This is a genomic window from Pseudomonas siliginis, from assembly GCF_019145195.1.
Classification (GTDB): Bacteria; Pseudomonadota; Gammaproteobacteria; order Pseudomonadales; family Pseudomonadaceae; genus Aquipseudomonas; species Aquipseudomonas siliginis.
Genome location: NZ_JAHSTW010000005.1, coordinates 210,285 through 231,827 on the forward strand (window position 1 = coordinate 210,285; position 21,543 = coordinate 231,827).

Annotated in this window: 26 protein-coding genes; 17 read left to right on the top strand and 9 right to left on the bottom strand. The window is 57.5% G+C overall.

Annotated features, from left to right (window positions below; all coding sequences use genetic code 11):
- Positions 1-27 precede the first annotated feature (27 nt).
- From inhA to KVG87_RS12365, 6 genes are all read left to right on the top strand, one after another.
- Positions 28-714, top strand: coding sequence for an isonitrile hydratase (gene inhA, locus KVG87_RS12345; protein WP_217850909.1), 687 nt, complete (start codon positions 28-30; stop codon positions 712-714).
- Positions 715-923: 209 nt separating this feature from the next.
- Positions 924-1,715, top strand: coding sequence for a CPBP family intramembrane glutamic endopeptidase (locus KVG87_RS12350; RefSeq protein ID WP_217850911.1), 792 nt, complete (start codon positions 924-926; stop codon positions 1,713-1,715).
- 102 nt (positions 1,716-1,817) lie between these two features.
- A complete protein-coding gene (locus KVG87_RS26205; protein WP_437180897.1) occupies positions 1,818-2,300 on the top strand; it encodes a PAS domain-containing protein in 483 nt (160 codons plus the stop codon).
- A 378-nt stretch (positions 2,301-2,678) separates the two neighbouring features.
- The gene (locus tag KVG87_RS26210) at positions 2,679-3,383 is read left to right on the top strand and encodes a methyl-accepting chemotaxis protein (RefSeq protein WP_437180899.1); all 705 of its coding nucleotides are present in this window, start codon (positions 2,679-2,681) and stop codon (positions 3,381-3,383) included.
- A 348-nt stretch (positions 3,384-3,731) separates the two neighbouring features.
- Positions 3,732-3,878, top strand: coding sequence for a hypothetical protein (locus KVG87_RS12360; protein ID WP_163005103.1), 147 nt, complete (start codon positions 3,732-3,734; stop codon positions 3,876-3,878).
- A 6-nt stretch (positions 3,879-3,884) separates the two neighbouring features.
- Positions 3,885-4,304, top strand: coding sequence for a type II toxin-antitoxin system YafO family toxin (locus KVG87_RS12365; protein WP_217850913.1), 420 nt, complete (start codon positions 3,885-3,887; stop codon positions 4,302-4,304).
- Between the two features lie 290 nt (positions 4,305-4,594).
- Here the strand turns inward: KVG87_RS12365 and KVG87_RS12370 are convergent, their stop codons facing one another.
- The 8 genes from KVG87_RS12370 to KVG87_RS12405 form a co-directional block, all read right to left on the bottom strand.
- The gene (locus tag KVG87_RS12370) at positions 4,595-4,948 is read right to left on the bottom strand and encodes a DUF6124 family protein (protein WP_016773880.1); all 354 of its coding nucleotides are present in this window, start codon (positions 4,946-4,948) and stop codon (positions 4,595-4,597) included.
- A gap of 1,138 nt (positions 4,949-6,086) precedes the next feature.
- Positions 6,087-6,449: a Mor transcription activator family protein gene (locus KVG87_RS12375; protein WP_217850915.1), complete on the bottom strand. Its 363-nt coding sequence runs from the start codon at positions 6,447-6,449 to the stop codon at positions 6,087-6,089.
- Between the two features lie 30 nt (positions 6,450-6,479).
- The gene (locus tag KVG87_RS12380) at positions 6,480-6,794 is read right to left on the bottom strand and encodes a hypothetical protein (protein WP_241150601.1); all 315 of its coding nucleotides are present in this window, start codon (positions 6,792-6,794) and stop codon (positions 6,480-6,482) included.
- A 1-nt stretch (position 6,795) separates the two neighbouring features.
- Complete coding sequence (locus KVG87_RS12385) at positions 6,796-7,977, bottom strand: ExeA family protein (RefSeq protein ID WP_217850917.1); 1,182 nt, start codon at positions 7,975-7,977, stop codon at positions 6,796-6,798.
- Entirely contained in the window at positions 7,977-9,740 is a 1,764-nt protein-coding gene (locus KVG87_RS12390; RefSeq protein WP_217851063.1) for an integrase catalytic domain-containing protein, read from the bottom strand. Before KVG87_RS12390 ends, KVG87_RS12385 begins: the two co-directional genes overlap by 1 nt.
- A 3-nt stretch (positions 9,741-9,743) precedes the next feature.
- On the bottom strand, positions 9,744-10,634 hold the full coding sequence (locus KVG87_RS12395; protein ID WP_437180898.1) for a hypothetical protein: 891 nt from the start codon (positions 10,632-10,634) through the stop codon (positions 9,744-9,746).
- Positions 10,635-10,682: 48 nt separating this feature from the next.
- On the bottom strand, positions 10,683-10,973 hold the full coding sequence (locus KVG87_RS12400; RefSeq protein WP_221264906.1) for a helix-turn-helix domain-containing protein: 291 nt from the start codon (positions 10,971-10,973) through the stop codon (positions 10,683-10,685).
- Positions 10,974-11,232: 259 nt separating this feature from the next.
- The gene (locus KVG87_RS12405; RefSeq protein ID WP_041478373.1) at positions 11,233-11,469 is read right to left on the bottom strand and encodes a DNA-binding protein; all 237 of its coding nucleotides are present in this window, start codon (positions 11,467-11,469) and stop codon (positions 11,233-11,235) included.
- A 243-nt stretch (positions 11,470-11,712) separates the two neighbouring features.
- On the opposite strand from KVG87_RS12405, the gene KVG87_RS12410 reads away from it, so the two are divergent.
- The 11 genes from KVG87_RS12410 to KVG87_RS12460 all read left to right on the top strand — a co-directional run bounded on the left by KVG87_RS12410 (position 11,713) and on the right by KVG87_RS12460 (position 20,077).
- Positions 11,713-12,012: a hypothetical protein gene (locus KVG87_RS12410; RefSeq protein WP_217850922.1), complete on the top strand. Its 300-nt coding sequence runs from the start codon at positions 11,713-11,715 to the stop codon at positions 12,010-12,012.
- Between the two features lie 18 nt (positions 12,013-12,030).
- Positions 12,031-12,453: a hypothetical protein gene (locus KVG87_RS12415; RefSeq protein WP_217850924.1), complete on the top strand. Its 423-nt coding sequence runs from the start codon at positions 12,031-12,033 to the stop codon at positions 12,451-12,453.
- Positions 12,454-12,731: 278 nt separating this feature from the next.
- Entirely contained in the window at positions 12,732-13,295 is a 564-nt protein-coding gene (locus KVG87_RS12420; RefSeq protein WP_217850926.1) for a hypothetical protein, read from the top strand.
- A 150-nt stretch (positions 13,296-13,445) separates the two neighbouring features.
- Positions 13,446-13,751, top strand: a complete 306-nt coding sequence (locus KVG87_RS12425) for a DUF2730 family protein (protein ID WP_041478369.1) — start codon at positions 13,446-13,448, stop codon at positions 13,749-13,751.
- The gene (locus KVG87_RS12430; RefSeq protein WP_041478368.1) at positions 13,748-14,041 is read left to right on the top strand and encodes a VpaChn25_0724 family phage protein; all 294 of its coding nucleotides are present in this window, start codon (positions 13,748-13,750) and stop codon (positions 14,039-14,041) included. The genes KVG87_RS12425 and KVG87_RS12430 overlap by 4 nt, the downstream gene beginning before the upstream one ends.
- 2 nt (positions 14,042-14,043) lie before the next feature.
- Positions 14,044-14,595: a phage protein Gp27 family protein gene (locus KVG87_RS12435; RefSeq protein WP_041478366.1), complete on the top strand. Its 552-nt coding sequence runs from the start codon at positions 14,044-14,046 to the stop codon at positions 14,593-14,595.
- Positions 14,592-16,199, top strand: a complete 1,608-nt coding sequence (locus KVG87_RS12440; protein WP_217850928.1) for a hypothetical protein — start codon at positions 14,592-14,594, stop codon at positions 16,197-16,199. Before KVG87_RS12435 ends, KVG87_RS12440 begins: the two co-directional genes overlap by 4 nt.
- Positions 16,196-17,689: a DUF935 domain-containing protein gene (locus KVG87_RS12445; RefSeq protein WP_217850931.1), complete on the top strand. Its 1,494-nt coding sequence runs from the start codon at positions 16,196-16,198 to the stop codon at positions 17,687-17,689. Before KVG87_RS12440 ends, KVG87_RS12445 begins: the two co-directional genes overlap by 4 nt.
- A 1-nt stretch (position 17,690) precedes the next feature.
- Positions 17,691-18,473: a phage head morphogenesis protein gene (locus tag KVG87_RS12450; RefSeq protein ID WP_217850933.1), complete on the top strand. Its 783-nt coding sequence runs from the start codon at positions 17,691-17,693 to the stop codon at positions 18,471-18,473.
- A gap of 185 nt (positions 18,474-18,658) precedes the next feature.
- Positions 18,659-19,135: a phage virion morphogenesis protein gene (locus KVG87_RS12455; RefSeq protein ID WP_217850935.1), complete on the top strand. Its 477-nt coding sequence runs from the start codon at positions 18,659-18,661 to the stop codon at positions 19,133-19,135.
- Between the two features lie 198 nt (positions 19,136-19,333).
- Complete coding sequence (locus KVG87_RS12460; protein WP_217850937.1) at positions 19,334-20,077, top strand: hypothetical protein; 744 nt, start codon at positions 19,334-19,336, stop codon at positions 20,075-20,077.
- Positions 20,078-20,146: 69 nt separating this feature from the next.
- On the opposite strand, the gene KVG87_RS12465 is transcribed toward KVG87_RS12460, so the two are convergent.
- Positions 20,147-20,911 carry a HEPN domain-containing protein gene (locus KVG87_RS12465; protein WP_217850938.1) on the bottom strand — a complete coding sequence of 255 codons (765 nt, stop codon included), beginning with the start codon at positions 20,909-20,911 and terminating at the stop codon, positions 20,147-20,149.
- Positions 20,912-21,543 lie beyond the last annotated feature (632 nt).

Genomic DNA, 21,543 nt, shown 5'->3' on the forward strand with positions numbered 1-21,543 from the left:
TCCACTTCTTTCAACGGAGCAAGAACGATGACGCTGCAGATCGGTTTTCTGTTATTCCCACAGGTTCAGCAACTCGACCTCACCGGCCCTTACGACGTCCTCGCCTCGTTGCCCGGCGTGCAGGTCCACCTGATCTGGAAGGATCTGATGCCAGTGACATCCAGCACCGGGCTGCTGCTGAAACCGACTACGACCTTTGAGGATTGCCCGGATCTGGATGTGATCTGCGTGCCCGGCGGCAGTGGTGTCGGGCCGCTGATGGAAGATCAGCAGACGCTGGATTTCATCAAGCGCCAGGCCGCGCAGGCACGTTACGTGACCTCGGTGTGCACCGGCTCGCTGGTGCTCGGCGCGGTGGGTCTGTTGCAGGGCAAGCGCGCGACCACGCATTGGGCATATCACCAGTTGCTGCCGACCCTGGGCGCGGTTGCGGTGAAGGATCGGGTGGTACGCGACGGCAATCTGTTTACCGGTGGCGGAATCACCGCTGGCATCGATTTCGCCTTGGTGCTGGCAGCGGAACTGGTCGATGCCGATACGGCGCAACTGGTGCAGTTGCAATTGGAATATGCCCCGGCACCGCCGTTCAACGCTGGGAGCCCGGACGTGGCGCCGAGCGCGGTGGTCGATGAGGCGCGGTTGCGCGCGGCGCCTTCGTTGAAATTGCGTACGGAGATTACCGAGCGCGCGGCGGCCAAACTGGGCCTGCGCTGATCTTCAGCCGAATGCAAAACCTGTGGGAGCGAGCCTGCTCGCGAAAGCGGAGTGTCAGTCGCCAGTGACGTCATCTGGAAGACCGCATTCGCGAGCAGGCTCGCTCCCACATTTGATTTGTGTCTGGCATCACTGCCACACCTTCACTTGTCCCACCTCCCTCGCCCGTGTAGAAAGCCCCTTCCAGAAATCTCGCACAAGGACTTTCGATGAAGGCGCTGCCCTGGCTCTATCTCGCGCTGCTCGGCCTCGGTTATGGATTGGCCCTGAGTTACGGCCAGCTCGGTTGGCTGGCATTGATCTCCGTGGGGCTTTTGCTGTTCGCCGCATTCGCCGTGCGCCAGCAGCAAGTGCCAGTCGCGCGCTGGCTCGGCCATGGCCTGTTCATCGTTTTGGCGGTGGCACTGGCGATGCACTGGCTGCCGGGCTTCGCCAACGGCCGCGTGATCAATCCGCAACGTTTCACTGACAACGCCGTGCCGTTCGCGATGTACTTCAATCTCGACAAACCGCTGGTGGGCTTCTGGTTGCTGCTGGTGTGCCCGTGGATCGTCGCGCGGCGTTCGTTGCGCCTGACGGTCTATGCCACTGCCCTCGCCCTGACGCTGTGCGCGATTCTCGCCCTTGGCGGCGCATTGTTGCTCGGCGTAATCGCTTGGGCGCCGAAGTGGCCGGATCAGGCCTGGCTGTGGGTGCTGAACAACCTGCTGCTGGTGACGCTGGTCGAGGAAGCGCTGTTTCGCGGCTATATACAGGGCGGGCTGAGCCGTCGCTTCAAGCACCTGCCCTACGGCGACAACCTCGCGCTGCTGTTGGCCTCGCTGTTGTTTGGTCTGGTGCATGCCGGCGCTGGCTGGACCTGGGTGTTGCTGGCGGGACTGGCCGGGGTCGGCTATGGTCTGGCCTACCGTTTTGGCGGACTGGGCGCGGCGATCGCCACCCATTTCGGCCTGAACCTGCTGCACTTCGGCCTGTTCACCTATCCGATGCTGGCCAGTTGACGCAAGCGCGGTTTTGCGACGCCGTACTTAAATCTGAAAAAAAACTTCAATAAAAACCTGTCGGCGCCGACAACCATTCAAAGCCTTGCGGATTGAAAAACCATGCGTAACAACCAGCCCATTACACAACGCGAGCGGACCTTTCCAGCTCAGCAACGGTTGATTTCCACCACCGATGCCAAGGGCGTGATCACCTACTGCAACGACGACTTTGTCGAGATCAGCGGGTTTTCGCGGGAGGAATTGATCCGGGCGCCGCACAATCTGGTCCGTCACCCTGACGTGCCGTCGGCGGTGTTCTCGCACATGTGGGGCACACTGAAACAAGGCTTGCCATGGATGGGCATCGTCAAGAATCGCTGCAAGTCCGGTGACCACTATTGGGTTAACGCCTATGTAACACCGGTGTTCGACGGCAATCAGGTGATCGGTTACGAGTCGGTGCGCGTCAAGCCCACCGCCGAACAGATCCGCCGCGCCGAAGCGCTCTACCAACGCATCAACCAGGGCAAGTCGGCGATTCCTTCGACGGACAAATGGCTGCCGCTCCTGCAGGACTGGCTGCCGTTCATTCTGGTCAGCTAGCTGAGCTTCATGATTGGCGCGACGCTCAACTCGCAGTGGGGCTTCGCTCTCGCCGCCGGTTTGTCGGTGCCGCTGGGCCTGATGGGCCTGCAATGGCAGCAACGCGGGCTCAAGCGCCTGCTGCGCCTGGCCGAACAGACCACCTCCGACCCGCTGATCGCGCAGATGTACACCGACAGCCGTGGCGCCCAGGCGCGTCTGGAAATGTCGATCCTCAGCCAGGAAGCACGCCTGAAAACCTGCCTGACCCGCTTGCAGGACACCGCCGAGCACTTGACCGAACAGGCCAAGCAGTCCGACGCCCTGGCACACAACAGCTCAACCGGCCTGGAACGCCAGCGCGTGGAAACCGAACAGGTCGCCACCGCCGTCAACCAGATGGCCGCCACCACCCAGGAAGTCGCCAGCCACGTACAGCGCACCGCTGACGCCACCCAGGAAGCCAACCGCCTGACCGGCCGTGGCCGCGACATTGCCGGGGAAACCCGCGAAGCGATTCAGCGCCTGTCGGTGGTCGTCGGCGAAACCGGCCTGACCGTGACGCAACTGGCCAAGGACAGCGACGAAATCGGCGGTGTGGTCGACGTGATCAAAGGCATCGCCGACCAGACCAACCTGCTCGCCCTCAATGCTGCGATTGAAGCGGCGCGTGCCGGTGAAATGGGCCGTGGTTTTGCGGTCGTGGCTGACGAAGTCCGTCAACTGGCGCAACGCACCAGCGAATCCACCGGGCAGATCCATGCCCTGATCGCCAAGTTGCAACAGACCGCCTCCAGCGCCGTGCAGACCATGGAAGCCGGCCATCGCCAGGCTGAAGAAGGCGTGGCACGGGTACTGGAAGCGGATCAGGCACTGGTCGGCATCAGCGAAGCGGTGGCCAACATCACCGACATGACAACGCAGATTGCTGCTGCGACGGAAGAGCAAAGTGCCGTGGCTGAGGAGATCAGCCGCAACATCAGCAATATTTCGGAACTGGCCGATCAGACCTCGGAACAAGCGCACAACTCGGCGTTGCTCAGTGAAGAACTGACGAAGACGGCCAACACGCAGTATTCGTTGGTGGCGCGGTTTAACCGCTGATTGAACTGGCGAAAACAAAAAACCCGGAAAGCGAGAGCCTCCGGGTTTTTGTTGCTTGTCTGAAAGTGATGATACTTGGCAGACCGCTTTCGCGAACTAGCTCGCTCACATATTGGAACTGCTTGGGACCACAGTTTTGTGTCCGACGACAATCCCCTGTGGGAGCGAGCCTGCTCGCGAAGAGGCCTTCTATGCCGACGTCGATCTCACTCAAGCAAAACAGATACTGCCTACAACTGCGCCAGAACGAGCCGACTGGTGCGCGCTGAGGCTAGGTTCTATCGTTTGCCGGTCAAAACTTATTCACATAAGCTGGTCAGCATGAATACACATCCTTCGGAGGCTCCGATGGCCACCACTCGAAAAACCGACAAACCCAGCAAAAAGGAAGTTCGTGAAGAACTGACATTCCTCGATGTTCGGCAAGCCGCGCGTGATGGGCAGAAAGTGTTCGATAAATTTGTGATCACTGGCAGGCTACCGATCACAAAGTAGGCCTGAATGCCAGCAATCAAAATCTCTGCACTTTTTGAACGAATCAATAACTGGCAAAACTTCGCTGCACACTTCTACAACTACAAAATCTGCGATGAATTACCTGCCATTTTCGGACGGGATGAACGACTCGATCTGAACGACATGCACCATATCCACCTTGCCAGTACACAGGCACTGCAGGCTCGATGGGCAAAAATCAATCGTCAGTATTACCGGACAGCATTGGTAAATGATGCTGACAATGACTTTTGGCTGATTTATGCCTATGACTCTTTTCGGGATGAGTACTTGCTACTGACGATCACCGGCCCGGATGCCCATAACCGAAGCGAGTGGGGGTCATTTTTGCGTACCCTGCATTGTGAAATCGTTGAACCCTGGGCACTAGGCAGGATTTTCTTTCCCGATCTGGATGATTTGTGATTCAAAGAGCTGATCGAGATCAGCAACAAGCGAAAGATCGCTACCTGCGCACCGTCCATACCGATCATCCGTAAGAGCTGTGGCAGGCTGCGATCATCTGAGCCTGCAAAACCGGGTAAAAGCTTCCAGTTTTTTTATTAACTGTCTGAAATTGATAGTGCTCGGCAAACCACCCTCGCGAGCAGGGCTCGCTCCCACTTCGGAACGTAGTGGGATCACAGATTTGTGTCCGACGACAATCCCCTGTGAGAGCGAGCCTGCTCGCGAAGAGGCCATAAAAACCAACGAAATTATTGAGGCAACTTCAGCTTATCCAGCAGTCGATTGACCAACAGTTCATTGAGCATGATCACCTGTTGCAGCGCCAGCAGTGGTTTGCGTTCCGGGCCGCCTATCGAGTTGGCGATGTTACCGGCCATGGCATGCGCGTATGAAAGCGACTCGCAGGCCTCGACCAACAGGGTTTCGTCATCCAGCGTGGGGTCCACGACATAGATCGGGCGATATTTTGGAGAGCTTGGTGGAGCGGCCAGATCTTCGGGTTTGAGGTAGTAATCGAGGGCGCGGTCGGTGGCTTCCTGGATTTTTTGCGGGTCTAGTGCGCGGTCGTGGGAGGGTGGCGGGTTGGGGGTTACTTTGAACATAGATGAAGCTCCTACTTAGAAAATAAGGAGTCATCACTCTCGCTACCAAACGAGGGTGGCGACCATACGCAGGTTGGTAGACCGGTCTAAGCAGGAAACCCGGCGCTCCCGAAGGAGCCCCACGCATGGCCACCATAAATCGAGTCTCTACAGAGACTGCATATGGCGTCATGACGCTTAGAGACGGGCTACCAAACCCGATCACTGCTTTTTGTCAGTGACCTAGAAACGATATAGCCAACCTCATAGCGCGTAAGCCGGCGGATTCTGGCGTAGGCGTAGGCAATGGCGCAAGGAGTTGTAGCCGGGATGGCGTAACGGATCGTGTAGTTTAAACGTGGCTATTTGATGATGTTTAAGTGCAGGGATTGCCTCTGACAGGCAGGTGGTTTGATGTCGTCTGGAAGGGAGCTTTCGCGAGCAGGCTCGCTCCCACATTTGGATCGGGTACATCAGTGGGGGATTGGTCGACTTGGAGGCTGCCATCGCTGGCAAGCCAGCTCCCACAGGGATTGAGTCCGGTCGGTAGATAGTGGCCGGTTGTCAGGGCGTCATCGCGAGCAGGCTCACTCCTACAGTTGGACTGGGTACAACCACAAGAATCAGGTCGGCTGTCAGGCCGCCTTCGCAAGCAGGCTCGCTCCCACAAAAAGCAGAAAAGCAAAGCAGCGCAGCTGCCCGCGGCGAAGCCGCCCCACTCAACAATGAGCGCAAGCTCGAGTGCTTTTGATCTTGATCCACCGGCGACGTCGGAAGGCTGAGCGGAGGGATTGATCCGGGCGTGGGAGCGCAGCGACCGTTCGACGAAGTCGAACACAACGGAAGGAGGTGCAGCGAAGCAAACCGTAGCCGCTGCGCCCGGATCAGTCCCGCAGCGAAGGAACCCGAGCCTGCGAGGGCCGAACGTAGGAGCAAGCCTTTTGGGTTACCTTTTTGGCGTTTGAAAAAGGTGACCCGCCGTAAGGGCGGAACCCTAAGCAGCCGTTACCGCAGCAACGGATATGCCCCCAAAATGTTAACGCCTGACCAAAACCACACCCCATAACCGAGGTAATCCCGACATAAGCCGGGCCACCCTGGCACAAACCGGGACACCTCCTGCAATTCCCTTGCACCCACTGCAATGAAAAACGCCCCGTCAGTCCTCGACCGACGGGGCGAACATATCCACTTGGCGGCGCGCCACCTCATCCTTCCTGACCGCCTTCACGATCTTGTAGATCCACTGCAGCGACACCGCATACTTCCTCGCCAGATCACTATGATTCGTCCCAGTGAACTCCTCGAAGATCTGCCGATCGCGCCGGCTCAACTTACCCGCCAGCCCCATCGGGAAATACACATTCTGCCCACCCCAGTGCGCCGCCATCCGATCGGCCACTTCCTGAGCCACATGCCGCGCCGCGTCACCCTCCATCGACACCAACTCAACCAACGACGCCGCCACATGCTCAGTCAGATCGACCAACAACTCCGGCCCCTTACTGCGCAACTCACCCATACCGCACCGCCGCATCCTCAAGGCCGCGCATCACTGCTGCTCCCGGATCGAAGAGAGCCAAACCACATCCACCCCGCGCACAGTCACCGAATTACGAGTGAACCGCCCCGCAGACGAGTAGCGAACACCCCTGAACCGATCACCAAACCGCTCCACAAACAAATCCGCGCTGACCGCCTCAATCTCCACCTGATTATCCAAAAGCAGCTGCTCCCTGACCTCGACCCCAGCGCCGCGCAACTCCCGCACCAGCTCATTGAAAGCCGAAAGCATGACCGGAAACCCCTCAGCCAAAATACTCAGCGGCTCACGCTTCAAACCACCTGACAGATTCAAAGTCCCCACATCACACCCCCTTGACCACATCGGCGGACACCTTCGGCACACCCAACTGCACCGCCAGATTCATCGCCGCAATCAACAGATTGCCGATGGCCAAGGGATACAGCAGCGAAACAGACCCATCGCGCCCACCATGCCGAGTCGGCTGAGACAGCCGCGCCACGATCGCATCCACAGCGCCGTCATCCATCACATCGGCCAGCGCCTTGCCCACCCGTTCAAACCGAAACGTCAGAAACTCCTTCAACCGCGACCGATCCACCGGCGCCAGCGTCACCCGCTCACAGCGCTGCACCACCTCACGCACATCCGCATTGCGCTCGCTCAACTTCACCCCCAACTCCGGCTGGCCGATCATGATGATGCTCACCAACTTCGTGAACCCCACCTCCAACTCCAGAATCCGCTTCAAGTGCTTGAGCGTCGGCACCGGCAAACTGTGCGCCTCCTCAATCACCAGACAATGGCGATACCCGGCCGCATGCGACTCTTTCAGCGCCCGATGCAACTGAGCGAACCGCGCCTCGGGACTGCTCTTCGGTTTCGCCAGCGGTGCCACCGCCGCCATCATCGACTCGGCGATATGCGTACTCTTCAGTGACTTGCCCTTCGTATCGTTATCCTCGGACGCCAACACATACGGCTCAATGACCAACACCGCATCATTTTTCTGCGCAAGGCGATTCACCAGATCGCGGCGAAGCGTACTTTTACCGGCCCCCGATTCCCCCTCAATCGCCAAAAAGCCACCGTGGCGCGCCGTCTGATACATCGCCTCACGCACATACCGAATATCCGGGCTTACCCACATATCCTCCGCGCTCTGCAACTCATCGAACGGGTCACGAAACAAACCGAACGCCTTGCGCGTCGCGGGTTGGAGCGTTTGCTTGGGCAACAACATCGAATCGTCCTCCTTGGACACAACATTCACACAGGGCTTGGCAACAGGCTTCAGAACAGGCGCATCCGCCTCATCAAACGCGGCAGCAATCGCGGCATCGTTAACACCAGAGGCCGATAAAAAAGCACGAATCCGGCCACGCAACACCTCACCCTCCAAACGGCGAGGCCACAAATTGTGATTCACCAACTGCGCCACCGCCGCACTGCTCACGCCCAACGACTGCGCCAACGCCGCCTGCGGCTGGCCCACACCCTGCAAAATCCCTTTCAACTTCAACATCACACACCCCCAACCGAACTGAACGGCCTGCACCTGACCTCGACAGGCCGTCTCAACTCAGCCTCAACTGCCTCAAGCTCATCCTCCGGCACCCCCTCAGGAAAGCGCTCCAACAACCAGCCGTAAGACTGCGGCGACCACAACTGGCCCAACTTCGGCCGAAGCCGTTTCGCCGCCTCGACCACACTCAAAGGCACCACCTCAACCGTCGGCGCATCCACATGCAACGTCGAACCACGGCGTGGCAGATAAGCCGGCAGCACCGTGTCACTCACATACTTGTGCGGATCGATCCGCCCACCGAACGGCACAGCCTTCGCCTTGCGCGCCGCCTGCGCATCCGCCTCGCAACTCGTCTCGGTCGCCAGCTGCTCCAACACCTTGCGCGACACCTGCGCAGGCGTATCCGCGTGGCGCTTGAACTGCTGGCCGATCACCGCCGACGAATCAGCGAAGCCAAACGCATCCACGCCAATTCGTTCGATCACATGGAAATGCTCACGGCCGTCATCACCCACCAACACCGCAATCGCCGAATCCTTATCCCGCCAACAATTGCGCGTAATCAGCAGCGTCTCTCCAACCATCACATCCGGCACCGAACTCACATCAAACGACGCGCCACGGAACGACACCCGCAGCAAATTACTCACCTTGCGACGCTCCGGCGTGCACACCGCCAACTCACGGCACACCTCAACACTCGGCGCCAAGCGCAACTGCTCTGGCGTAATCAGCTGCCAAACGCCATAGCGACTGCGCCGCGTGCGGGTATGGATCGACGTCGAATTAAAGAACTGCATCCACCGCGACGCCCACGTATTGATTTGCTCCAGCGTCTTGGCCGGCTGAAACTTCAATGCACTCTCAAACTCGCGCTCCACCAAATTGTGAGCCTGCTCAACCTGGCCCTTGGCGCGGGCATTGCCGACCCGATTGATCACCAAATCAATCGAAAGCACCCGGCACAGATTGCGGAAAATGCCGCTCGTCATCGCGGCGCCAGGGTCCGTCATCAGGATCCACGGCACACCGTGGAAAGGGTCCGTCGCGCCGCGCTTCTGCATGGCATTGATCAACACATTGCACAAATTCTCCGCCGACTCGGCGCCCAACACATACTCCACATACAGCGTCCCGCTCGTATGATCGGTCACCACATAACGCCACAAACGCTGGCGCTCGATCCGCTTCAAATTCGCCGGCTTGCCGTCGTAAAACTCAGCCTTGTGCATCACCTGCGCGCCGTCATCAGCCAAATAGAACTGCGTCGAAATCGACGCATCCACCTGCCACACATGATTGGGATGCAAACTCGCCAACGACACCGCTGGTGCGTCCTGCAACAACTGCGAGGGGTGCAACTTATAAGTGTGCAACGCCCGGCAAATCGAACTGCGGCTCAGCGGTTGAAACACACCCGTCACCTCATCCACGCGACCGGCCTTGATCAAGCCATTACTACGCAAGCGTTCGACCGCTCGCATAATCGTCGACAACTGCTTGTTATTGGCCCGGATCGACTCCAACAACAGCGCCGAAATCAGTCGGGCTTCCTCAATAGGTAAAACGCTGCTACCCGCATCCTCTCGGCGTTTGCGCGGCTTCGTCACACGCACCGACCGCAACTGCCGTTGCAGCGTCGAAAGCGACACCCCCAACGCAGCCGCGCCGGCCTCATAAATAGCCGTACGCTCGCCATGCACCGCCGCATCCAACCGACGGGCAATTTCCAACAACTGCTGCACCTGTACAGGATTCATCATTCAAGCCTCCGCAGCCGTCAGCCAAGCCGCGTTGCCGTTAGCCGCACTCAGCAAATTGAACTCACTGCGAACCGTGCCCAGCGTCACTTCCAACTGTCCAACCAATCCCGCCTGAAAAGCCCGATGATCCTCACCGTCAGCCGCCAGCGCCGCCAACTTCGCAAACCCCTCACGCAGCGGGCCCAACACAAAGGCCTCCACCTCAAAACCGATTGCCGTCACCTCAGCCCGCAACGCCTTCGCCACCTCATCGGCCGGCATCGCCTGCACCTGCTGGCGCGAGCGCTCCAGCGCCTGGCGTGCGTCATCCAGCTCCGAAGACTTCTTTGCCATCAACTCGCTTTGCGCTGAATAATCCGCCGTCGTCTCTTCAAGGCGTCGGCCCAAGGCCGTTTTCTCTTGCGCATGCCGGGCAATAATTTCTTCAGCCAACTCAACAAACGCCTCCTTGTCGCCGGCCTTGGCCACCTCAACCAGCGCCGCCTGCTGGTCCTGCGGCAACTGGCGGTACTGACGCAACTCGCGATAACCAATCCCCATGCGCGACATCGACTCAAGCGCCTCCTCACCGAAGGCCCGCACATTCGCAATATCGCGGTCCACCTGATCCACCGAGCGGCCCAACAACCCGCAAAAGTCCTCCCACGTGCCGCTCAACACCTGCGCACCGTGCGGACTTTTAGTGCCCGCCAACGCCCGGTACAGCTTGTTTTCCTTCACAAACGCCAACTTCGAAATCCGCACCGTGCGGGAAAACGCCTCCAGCGCACCCGCCATCTGCGACTGGCCCAACAACTGATTCACCACATCACGCTCAGCGCCGTGCATTGCCTGCAACGACGCCATCGCATTCTGATCCGCCGTCAGCCGCTCACCATCCAGCGCCGGCAACTCCAGCGCCTGCGCGCAATTACCCTTGCTCCGTGCCATACAACCTCCTTAAATCCTCGATCCAGCGGCAATACGCTGATTGATTTCCTGCATCCGTCCTGTCAACCGCGCCATGTGCTCGGCATGCGCCTGCGCGATCTGCAACACACCCACCGAATGAGCAAAACGGCCGTTATCCAGCTTCAGCGCCAACCCTTCCTCAATCAGCGTCTGCATCGCCCGCGTAATATTGCTCGGACTGTCCTGGGTTAAAGCCGCCAACTCCGAGTTACTCAGCCCGGTCACCGTGTGGCCCTTCAGTGCCTTCAACACGCGCAACACCCGAACCGACGCCGACATCGGCCGGCTCACGATCGCACCCACGAACCCGCGCCGATCTGCACCGACACAAATCGCACAACAAAAAAGGATAAATTGGCGCCGCTTAAAACAAGGCCTCGCAGCGTCCGCCCATTGAGCCTGCGAGCGGGTGGGCGCAAAAAAGTGGCAAATAGTGTGATTTTTGTAGGAAAGTTCTTTTTTTCGTCCGCACGCAGTCTCAACAAATGTTTAAAAGCGGTAGATTCCACACAACCGAAATGCGCAGTCATCCAGCACCTCACGCCACGAAACGCGAGGACTCAAGAGCCGCCGCCGGGTCGACACAAATCTCACCGGCCTTAAGGCCCAACTTGATAGCAATCTCATGCGCCTGACCGCGCACACACTTCTTGCGCCCACCCAACACCTCGAACACAAGGTTGGGCGAAAAGCGATTCGCGATCGCCCACTGAGTAATCGAAATACCCTTAGCCTTAAGCTCAGCTCTGGCCTCATCAGCAGTACGTAGCGTCATAAAATCCCTCCGGGGTAACGGCACCCGCCTTGGTGCCGACTAAGTAGCCGTTCGTCGTTGGACGGTGTGGTTTAATGATGGAACCGAACGGTTTCCAAGTAAAAGGATTTAGGTAACCGAATGGTTTCCTTTTGTGAGCGGCTACGCGCCGAGCGGACACGACTAGGCCTCAACCAGACCGACTTCGCAGCCCTGGCCGGCGTCACCAAAAAAACCCAAATGCTCTACGAAGCAGGCGAACGCGTGCCCGACACCAACTACATGGCCGCCATCGGCCAAGCCGGCGCCGACCTGTACTTCATCATCACCGGGCAAAAAATCCTCGTGCCCAACCCCGCGGCAACGGCCTGGGCGCCCATCGACGGGGAAAAACTGGGGCGCATCATCGAAATGCTCGAAGCCGCCGCCAAACAGGCCGGCCGGCGCTGGCCCGCCAAAAAGCTGGCCGAAGTGGCCGCCGAGATCTACAACGCCCTCGGCCAAGAACAACAATTCGACCAACCGCGCGTCGAACGCATCCTCAAGTTGGTCATCAATCGCTGAAATAGAAAAAGGAACGCTATGCCAAGCGAGGACGAAGACCTGGTCAGCAAACTGTCAGCCAGGCTTTCAGAACAAATACAACACCTCCCCACGGACGGAAAAGATCATCAACTCACCATCAAAATCAAAGGCAACCGAGGCCACATCCACCTCGGCCACCCCAGCCTCGACAGCCACACCCCCAAACACCCACCGCCACCCAGCGAATGCGCCCAGCCTACCCACTGCATCAACTGCGATCAGCTCGCCGCCCAACAAACAGCGCTTATCCACCAATACCACCACAACCGACGCCTGCTAAAAACCGGCATCGCCTGCATCAGTATCGCCGCCATTACCTTCTCGATGAAAGATCACCTGCCAGAAGCCCTAAAAACATATGCGTTGATCGCGACCGGTGCGTTCGGTTGTCTCGCGCTCATGCTCGTCGCAGCGGAATGAGCATCAAAAACTCGTTTCGGCCTCAGGAAATAGATACATATTTCCTGGCGATCACCTACAGTCAAACTCGCCTCAACACTAAACCAAGAAAGGAGTCATCCAGTGAGCAAGGAAAAGAGTGGCATTCATGACAAACCTAAAGATCAGGGTCGTGGCAACACCAACAAGTCAGATGAAAGCGGGTCGAGTCGAAGCTCCGATGACAAAAGAAGAAGGGGAAATTCTGACGTGGTAGACACACTCACTCCGCCAAAGCGCCCCGGTAGGGGAAAGTGACGATGGAGACGACAACGGAAGCCTTAGCCGACCGTTGGTATGCAGCGCTTTTTAGCGTGCGTTGCTCCATCCGATATCACCAGCGACGCCGTTCATTTTTTGACCGGTTAGATAAAATTTCTAACATGCTGTCATTGATTTTTGGCTCCGTTGCGGTTTATGGCACGCTCCAAGAGAATTCAAAGGAGATTGCGCTCATTGCCTCTGGCCTTGTAACCGTTTTTGCTTCCATAAATTTGGTGCTTAGCAGCGCTTCCCGCGCGAGGGACCACACAGACTTTATGCGCAAATATGTGGAGTTAGAAAAGCTAATGCTCGGTGCGGAATCGGAAGAGCGTTTGCTTGACGTCGCAGGCAGACGGTTGTCCATCGAAGCAGAAGAGCCTCCCGTCCTCCACGTCTTGAATGCCATCTGCCACAACGAAACCATGCGAGCGATGGGGTTTACTAAGGAGGAATTACCTAAAATCGGCCCAATTCAAACTCTCGTAGCTCAGTTCTTTGATTTCTGCGAAAGCGACATACAAAACCCGAAAGCCAACAATACGTCGCCAACCGCTCCCTAACCCCATTTAAAAGCCCTCCAAACCCACGCCGCCCACCATAGCGGCGTGTGTATTTCTGGCCCCCCGCAAACCCCGGGGCGCCGCGACCGGAGGCAACCTCATGCACCCCCAAACCCCGCGCAACACCCCCAACATCCGCCGGGTCATCCCATGACCCTCGACGACCTCAACACCCTCGGCCAAATCGTCCAGTGGCTGGTCCTCACCGTCCTCAGCCTCTACACCTGGATCGCCAAACGCCAAGCCGCCAGCGCCCAACAACTGCACGACCTGCGCACCCGCATCGTCGCCCTCGAAGAACACGTACGCCACCTCCCAGACCAAAGCGCCATCGCCGACCTGCTCGGTGACATGAAAGCCATCCGCGCCGAACTCACCGGCGTCAAAGACGCCCTCAGCCCATTGGCCCGCGCCCTGGACCGCATCAACGACTACCTGCTGCGAGAAAAGCCATGACTGCCTACACCGACTACCTGCGCCACGACATCCGTCTCGTCATCCTGCGCCTGCTCGCCGACATGCCCGGCTACCGCGCCAACAGCTCCGTCCTCAACACCGCCCTGGACCACTACGGCCACAGCACCAGCCGCGACCAGACCAAAACCGAACTGCAATGGCTCGCCGAACAAAACGCCGTCAGCCTCAGCGAAGTCGGCCCCGTCCTCGTCGCCACCCTCACCGAACGCGGCCAAGACATCGCCGCCGGCCGCGCCCGCGTGCCCGGCATCCAACGGCCCGGAGCCTGACCATGGCCGGCAAATCCACCATCAACCGCCTGCCGGCCGACGTCAAAGCCTACCTGCACAAACTGCTGCGCGAAGACCGCCTCACCCTCGACGCCATGCTCGCCGACATCCAGGCTCGCTACCCCAGCCAAAAGCCTCCCAGCCGCAGCGCCCTGGGGCGCTTCAAAGTCGGCTTCGACCAACTCACCGACAAAGCCCGCCAACAACGCGAAATGGCCGAAGCCTTCGTCGGTGCCTTTGGCGAAGACGCCACCGACAAAACCGGCGTACTGCTCGTCGAAGCCATCTCGACCCTGACCTACCAAGCCGCCATCGGCGCCCACGAAAAAGACGACGTCACCATCGCCGAAATCTCCGCCTTGGCCCGCGCCGCCAAAGCCACCATGGAAGCGCGCACCCTCAGCGTCAAAGAGCGCCAAACCCTCGAAACCGCCGCCCGCGAACGCCTGCTGCAAGAACAAGCCGCCGCCCTCGACCATGCCGTCAAAACCCAAGGCATGAGCGAAGACCAGGCCCAGTACTGGCGCCAAACCTTCCTCGGCGTCAAAGCATGAAACCGGCCGCCAGCACTTTGCGCGTCATCGAATGGGACGAACTGCCGCCCAGCGTTCGGCAGATCCCCGCCGACTATCATCCGCAAGCCGAAGGCCTGCTCATGGCCCACCAAAGCCAATGGCTGGCCATCGACGCGCAAATCAAACTGTGTGAAAAAGGCCGGCGCACCGGCATCACCTTCGCCGAAGCCCTCGACAGCGTCATCACCGCCGCCTCACAAAAAACCGCCGGCGGCATGGACTGCTTCTACATCGGCGACACCAAAGAAAAGGGCCTCGAATTCATCGGCTACTGCGCCAAATTCAGCCGCGTCATGGCCCAGGCCCAAGCGTCCGGCGTCAGCCACATCGAAGAATTTTTATTCGAAGATCAGGACGACAGCGGCAACACGCGGCACATCAACGCCTACCGCATCCGCTACGCCTCAGGCTTCAAAATCGTCGCGCTCTCCAGCAACCCCGCCGGCGTGCGAGGCCTGCAAGGTAAAGTCATCATTGATGAAGCCGCCTTCCACCGTAACGTCTCCGCCGTGCTCGACGCCGCCACCGCGCTGCTCATCTGGGGCGGGCGCATCGTCATCATCAGCACCCACAACGGCAAAGCCAACGCCTTCAACCAAATGGTCAGCGACATCCGCGACCAGCGCTACGGCGATAGCGCCAAGGTCTACCGCGCCACCTTCGACGACGCCGTCGCCAATGGCCTCTATGAGCGCGTCTGCTACATGGCGGGGGAGCAACCCACGGCCGAAGGCAAAGAGGCCTGGTACAAAAAAATCCGCCACGCCTACGGCCCGCGCAAAGCGCAAATGCGCGAAGAACTCGACGCCATACCGCGCGACGGCAACGGCGTGTGCATCCCCGGGGTGTGGATCGACGAAGCCATGCGCGCGGGTCGCAGCGTCCTGCGCTTGGCCCTCGACGACGCCTTCAGCCAACAACCCGTGCATCGCCGTGAGGCCTACGTCACCGACTGGATAGAACGCCATCTGGTGCCGGTCATGCGCCAGACCCATGCGCCAGAACTACGCCACTTTCTCGGCATGGATTACGCGCGACACCGCGATTTTTCCATCATCTGCCCGATGTCCGTCGACCAGCGCCGGCACCGCGACGTGCCCTTTGTCGTCGAACTGCACAAAGTGCCCACCCGCCAGCAAAAACAGATTCTCTTTCACATCCTGCGCGGCCTGCCGCGTTTCATTGGCGCCGCACTCGATGCCACCGGCAATGGCGAAACTCTCGCCGAAGACACCGCCGACGCCTTCGGCCACAACCGCATCCACCAAGTCAAAATCAGCCGTGCCTGGTACGGCGCCTGGATGCCCAAATTCGTTCAACTCTTCGAAGACGCCAGCGTCACGCTGCCGCGTGACGACTCGCTGCACCAAGACATCCGCGCGATAGAAACCGTCGACGGCATCCCCATGATCGCCAAAGCACGGCAACAAGACCTCAAAGACCCTGACCTCTACCGCCACGGCGACTTCGCCGGCGCCGGTGCCTTGGCCCACTTCGCCACACTCGAAGTCAGCGCCGGCCCCGTCAGCGTCAAATCCCGCCGCCCACGTCAGGGCCAACACATCACCCAAGGGTACGCATGAACAGCCCAGGCCTGTGGGTCAGCCCCACTGAATTCGTCAACTTCACCGACACCCAACGCCGTCCCGCGCTCAACCGCCACATCGCCACGCGCGGGCGTATCGAACCCGGTGGCTTCAGCCGCCACCTGCCAAACCCTGACCCCATCCTCAAAGCCCAAGGCCAAGACATTCAGATCTACCGTGACCTACGTAGCAGCGCGTTGGTCGGCGGCAACATCCGCCGCCGCAAAGCCGCCGTCCTTTCACTGGAACGCGGGCTGAAGCGCGCGGACGCACCAGCAAAAGTCGAGCGCTTCGTCTGCGACTGGCTTGCCGACCTCGACCTCGATCGCATCCTGCGCGAACTGCTCGACGCGCCGTTGTATGGCTACCAACCAGTCGAATTGCTGTGGCAGCCCGTGGGCCAATACCTGGTGCCGCAAGACCTGCTCGGCAAACCGGCCGAATGGTTTTTCTACGATCCAGACAACGCGCTACGCTTTCGCGCCAAAGACGCAGGCAACGATGGCGAAGCCTGCGACCCGCAACGCTTCATTGTTGCCCGCCAAGACGCCACCTACGCCAACCCCTATGGCTTCCCGGACCTGAGCATGTGCTTCTGGCCGGCGACCTTCATGCGCGGCGGCCTGAAATTCTGGGTTCAATTCACCGAGAAATACGGCAGCCCCTGGGTCATCGGCAAACATCCGCGCGGCGCCAACGACCACGAAACCGACCTACTACTCGACAGCCTCGAAGCCATGGTCCAGGACGCCGTCGCTGCGATCCCGGATGATGCCAGCGTGCAAATCATCGAAGCCGCCGGCAAAGCTGGTAGCGCCGACGTCTACCGCCAACTGCTCGAGTACTGCCGCAGCGAAATCAACGTCGCCATGCTCGGCCAAAACCAGACCACCGAAAAAGACAGCAACCGCGCCAGCGCCACCGCCGGCGCCGAAGTCACCCACGACATCCGCGACGGCGACGCCGGCATCGTCGCCGCCGCACTCAACGCCTGTATTCGCCACGTCGTCGACCTCAACTTCGGCCCCCACGTCGCCGCTCCGAACTATCAGCTGTGGCAACAAGAAGAAATCGACAAAAGCCTTGCCCAACGCGACAAAGCCCTCACCGAATCCGGCGTCCAATTCACCAACGCCTACTGGCAACGCACCTACAACCTGCAAGAAGGCGACCTGCGAAAAACGCCGACCGTCACCGGCTCGCCCGCATTCAGCGAGTACCAAAGTCATTCCGCACTCGACCAGCACGCCCTCGACCAAGCCATCAATGGTCTACCAGCCAACGTCCTCCACCAACACAGCCAACACGCCATTGCGCCGTTGATCGCTGCGCTTGAGCACAGCCCGACCGACGCCGACGCGCTCGGACGGCTAGCCGCGGCCAACCCCCACATGGACACCCAAGCGTTGGAACAACACCTGGCCCAGCTCATCTTCATCGCCAACACCTGGGGCCACCTCAGCGCCACCGCCGACCGGGAAGACTGACATGGCCAAACACACCCTCGACTCCAGCCACCTGCAAGCCATCTTCGGCCTCGAACCCGCCAACGCCATCGCCTACCTGCACGCCAAGGGCTACGCCATCACCTGGCATTGGCAAGACATGCTCGACCAGGCCCACCACCAAGCCTTCACGGTCGCCAAAGCCATGCGCCTGGACCTGCTCTCCGACATCCGCGCCGCCCTGGAAACAGCCCTGCAACAAGGCCAGAACCTCAAACAATTCACCGCCAACCTCACACCCACGCTGCAAGCCCAAGGCTGGTGGGGCAAACAAATCATCGTCGCCGCAGACGGCACTGCCCAACCCGTCCAACTCGGCAGCCCGCGCCGCCTCAAAACCATCTACCAAACCAACCTGCAAAGCGCCTACATGGCCGGCCGCAAAACCAGCATGCAAGCTGCCACTGCCACCCACCCGTACTGGATGCTCGTCTCCATCCTCGACAGCAAAACCCGCCCCAGCCACCGAGCCATGCACGGCCAGGTCTTCCGCCACGACGACCCCATCTGGCAAACCATCTACCCACCCAACGGCTTCAACTGCCGCTGCCGCGTCATCGCCCTGACCGCAGCCGCCGTCCAACGCCGAGGCCTCACCATCCAGACCAGCCACGGCAAAACCGTCACCCAAACCTTGGAAACTGGCATCGATAAACACACCGGCGAAACCCGAACCGCCACCGTCACCGGCATCCGCTTGACCAACGCCCAAGGCCATGAATTTACATTCCACCCAGACCCAGGCTTTAACCACGGCCCAGATTAGTCCGACGTCCAAATTCACCCACCGCAACCCCATATAGGAGTGAGTCTGCTCGCGATAGCGGACCACCAAACACCACAACGTCCAAGCCGGACCGGTCCCCTGTAGGAGCTGGCGAAGCCTGCGATCTTTTGATCTTGGCAAACCAAAGCCCACCGACAAACCCACTTCCCAAAACACAGGCCCCCATGCTCACCATCGAACTAACCAGCCAACACCTACAACAAACCCTCCACCATATCGAAGACGCCATCGGCGACCTGACCCCGCTGATGCAATCCATCGCCGCCGAACTCGCCAGCCAAACCGAAGAAAACTTCGAACACGAAGGGCGTCCCGAATGGCCCGAACTCTCCGATGTCACCACTGAGAAACGTGCGAAGCACGGCCACTGGCCGGGGCAAATGCTGCAGGCCAGTGCTGCTGGTTTGGCGGCATCGATAACCACGCACGCGACCGAGAGTTCGGCCATGGTTGGCAGCAACAAACCGTATGCGGCGATGATGCAGTTTGGTGGGACTCAGGAAAATTTTCCGCACTTATGGGGAGACATACCGCAACGGCCGTATCTACCGGCAAATAGTCATGGGTCTCTTCAACACGAAGCGGAGGAGGCCATCTTGGCAATTTCGCTTGATTTTTTAATGCGATTATCGTGTATTTGATCGATACGGTAGTTCATGTCGAAATGGCTTAAGCATGGGCAGATCAGTTATTTAGACCTCGACTGCATTTGTTGGCGGGTCCGACTTTACATAGATGCCCGTGCAATATTGATTTTGCAGGCCCACGAGGATAGAGATAGTCGAAATACTTTCCAGCATGTTGGCCGAGAAATATAATTTTAGACGGATCAAAAAACAATGAATACAGAAGATAAAATTGTTTTTCCATTATCTGCTCCACTAACCATGGAATGGGAGAAAGATAAAATTGCTATTACAGAAGCTGCCCAGCAGCCTACAACAGCAGACAAGTATTATTTTCATGCAGCTTCAATTCAGAGCTTATTCAACATCTTGACGTTTGGAACTCGATCAGCACCAAAGCATCCTCAGCGATCAGGACTTCTTCGCAAGGTTCATGACGAGCTGTTTCCTATCGCCAATTTTGCAAAGCTATATTTTTCTGAGTCAAAGGAGGTTTTGATCCAGTGGGTTGACGGGAATCAAAATTACGACGCGACTGTCGAGTATCTGGCTGAAAATTTGGGCTTTCCGGACATACGTTATCTGGAAGTCACGACCCTGCAGGGCTCGGAAGATGCAAAGCAACTTGAGGAGTTGTCAGAAGGGAATAATATCACGACTATTAGTGAATCAGATCACGAAACTCATGTGCGTAAAATCAACTTATTCGAAACAGCCCTGAAGAAAAAGAGTGGGAAAACTTACCCCTCCAAAACGGCGCTCCTGGTTTACACGGATGAAGAAAGATTTCTCAAGTGTTACTTTGGATTGCAGCCACCAAAGATTGATAAGCCAAAAGACTACTCCGCCGTGCTCGAAAAACTTTCAGATTCGCTCAGGGGATTTTCTCAAATTATTGTATATAGCAAAAGCGATATATACTGCATGTGGACACCACAGTCGATAGCAGAAGAGTAGAGTAAGCGGCTGATCGCAGGTCCTTCTAAGACCTGCGATTGCCGGGACTTATTAGTCAAATATTGACTGTCATATTTCTATGACCAAAAAGTGCTTAACAACATGTTTGTCTATCTTCAATGCTAGGGAGCGCAAAAAGCTATTCGCCGCATTCGCCTCGTTAAAATCTATTGTTAAAGTTTGTCCATGCGCAACACTGTTTCTTAGGTTTCTATAGGAGGAAAAGCTTTCAACCTCTGACTCAGTGAGATCCACGCCGAAGCAGAGTTGCGCGACATGCGGTATCTGTGAAGCCTTCAAATCACTATAATTAGTGCCAAGCTCGAATATCCCAAAAGCCGCGAAGAGTTCAGATGGGAACCGAAAGTCTGTATGCTCGATCTTATTAGTGTATTTAATGTACTTAAAGCTCTTACTTGGCTTTGCATACTCTCTTAGTTTATTTGCAGATTTTTTTGTATCTGTGCCTTCTGCGAAAACCAAGTGTTGGTGTTGCCTTTTTTTTGCACGATCAACAAACGCATCTTTGCCCCCGTGAAACTCAAGCACCTCTGCAATCAGAGATTTAAAATACGCCTCAAAATAGCTGAAGGAATTAATAAACATCAACTTTCCGAGATTTTTTCTGTACTCTGGAATGTATCCTTTGAGTTGGTCAAAGTTAGGGTCACCTTTGAAGTGGTCTGCGTCAGGCAATTTCGGCGCGGAGCCTTTTTCAACAGCTTTTATATATGCTTTTAGTGCGGGGACTGCTTGACAACACAAAACAGAAAAGTCAATTGAGGACTGAATTTGCTGCTTGAGAATAAAAAAAGCGTTTGTATTAGTAATCATGCTCTGCTATAGTCCTTTACGCAAACATTGGTGTAATTGGTAACATACCCCGAGAAATTCTTAATAACCTTTGTTTCAGAGTTTATTTGGAAGGAGGAGTTCCTGGTTCGAAACCAGGGTGTTTGCACCATTTTAACGCATCTCTCGAACCGACACCCCCATTGTCGCAATGACATATTTTGGGTGAGCTTATTGAGGCTTCGAATTCCTCCCATAAGCAAATTCAATTGATGCCGAATTCGAGCATCAATGACTCCGCCTTTCATAGTTTTTTCAGATTTCTTTTGAACGGCTCTTAGCATTTCATGATATGCACACTGTATCTCGATGCAGATTGAACTCTTTTGAATTACCTTCTCGTCATTATCCCAACTCGCTGGTCGTCGACCATTTCAACTGAAATTACTATTTGCTCAATTCCCGAACTTGTTCAGGTAGTCCGGATAAATTTTTCATTTGATGCGCTCGAAAAGTTGCCTGATGAAAGCTCTTCCAGCAGCCTGCCAAACAGTCGTCCCAAGTTATTTTGCAACTATTTAAGTAAGCATCGAAACTTCCGAGATCCTCCAAGCAGGAATCAGTCTCCGAGGAGAGAGTGTATACACGAGTCAATAGGCACTTTGTGCAATGTC

Bases quoted from the DNA above. Each gene is read 5' to 3' on its own strand.
- inhA (WP_217850909.1), top strand. From the start codon at position 28: ATGACGCTGCAGATCGGTTTTCTGTTATTCCCACAGGTTCAGCAACTC.
- KVG87_RS12350 (WP_217850911.1), top strand. From the start codon at position 924: ATGAAGGCGCTGCCCTGGCTCTATCTCGCGCTGCTCGGCCTCGGTTAT.
- KVG87_RS26205 (WP_437180897.1), top strand. From the start codon at position 1,818: ATGCGTAACAACCAGCCCATTACACAACGCGAGCGGACCTTTCCAGCT.
- KVG87_RS26210 (WP_437180899.1), top strand. From the start codon at position 2,679: ATGGCCGCCACCACCCAGGAAGTCGCCAGCCACGTACAGCGCACCGCT.
- KVG87_RS12360 (WP_163005103.1), top strand. From the start codon at position 3,732: ATGGCCACCACTCGAAAAACCGACAAACCCAGCAAAAAGGAAGTTCGT.
- KVG87_RS12365 (WP_217850913.1), top strand. From the start codon at position 3,885: ATGCCAGCAATCAAAATCTCTGCACTTTTTGAACGAATCAATAACTGG.
- KVG87_RS12370 (WP_016773880.1), bottom strand. From the start codon at position 4,948: ATGTTCAAAGTAACCCCCAACCCGCCACCCTCCCACGACCGCGCACTA.
- KVG87_RS12375 (WP_217850915.1), bottom strand. From the start codon at position 6,449: ATGGGTGAGTTGCGCAGTAAGGGGCCGGAGTTGTTGGTCGATCTGACT.
- KVG87_RS12385 (WP_217850917.1), bottom strand. From the start codon at position 7,977: ATGTTGAAGTTGAAAGGGATTTTGCAGGGTGTGGGCCAGCCGCAGGCG.
- KVG87_RS12390 (WP_217851063.1), bottom strand. From the start codon at position 9,740: ATGAATCCTGTACAGGTGCAGCAGTTGTTGGAAATTGCCCGTCGGTTG.
- KVG87_RS12400 (WP_221264906.1), bottom strand. From the start codon at position 10,973: ATGTCGGCGTCGGTTCGGGTGTTGCGCGTGTTGAAGGCACTGAAGGGC.
- KVG87_RS12405 (WP_041478373.1), bottom strand. From the start codon at position 11,469: ATGACGCTACGTACTGCTGATGAGGCCAGAGCTGAGCTTAAGGCTAAG.
- KVG87_RS12415 (WP_217850924.1), top strand. From the start codon at position 12,031: ATGCCAAGCGAGGACGAAGACCTGGTCAGCAAACTGTCAGCCAGGCTT.
- KVG87_RS12420 (WP_217850926.1), top strand. From the start codon at position 12,732: ATGGAGACGACAACGGAAGCCTTAGCCGACCGTTGGTATGCAGCGCTT.
- KVG87_RS12425 (WP_041478369.1), top strand. From the start codon at position 13,446: ATGACCCTCGACGACCTCAACACCCTCGGCCAAATCGTCCAGTGGCTG.
- KVG87_RS12430 (WP_041478368.1), top strand. From the start codon at position 13,748: ATGACTGCCTACACCGACTACCTGCGCCACGACATCCGTCTCGTCATC.
- KVG87_RS12435 (WP_041478366.1), top strand. From the start codon at position 14,044: ATGGCCGGCAAATCCACCATCAACCGCCTGCCGGCCGACGTCAAAGCC.
- KVG87_RS12440 (WP_217850928.1), top strand. From the start codon at position 14,592: ATGAAACCGGCCGCCAGCACTTTGCGCGTCATCGAATGGGACGAACTG.
- KVG87_RS12445 (WP_217850931.1), top strand. From the start codon at position 16,196: ATGAACAGCCCAGGCCTGTGGGTCAGCCCCACTGAATTCGTCAACTTC.
- KVG87_RS12450 (WP_217850933.1), top strand. From the start codon at position 17,691: ATGGCCAAACACACCCTCGACTCCAGCCACCTGCAAGCCATCTTCGGC.
- KVG87_RS12455 (WP_217850935.1), top strand. From the start codon at position 18,659: ATGCTCACCATCGAACTAACCAGCCAACACCTACAACAAACCCTCCAC.
- KVG87_RS12460 (WP_217850937.1), top strand. From the start codon at position 19,334: ATGAATACAGAAGATAAAATTGTTTTTCCATTATCTGCTCCACTAACC.
- KVG87_RS12465 (WP_217850938.1), bottom strand. From the start codon at position 20,911: ATGATTACTAATACAAACGCTTTTTTTATTCTCAAGCAGCAAATTCAG.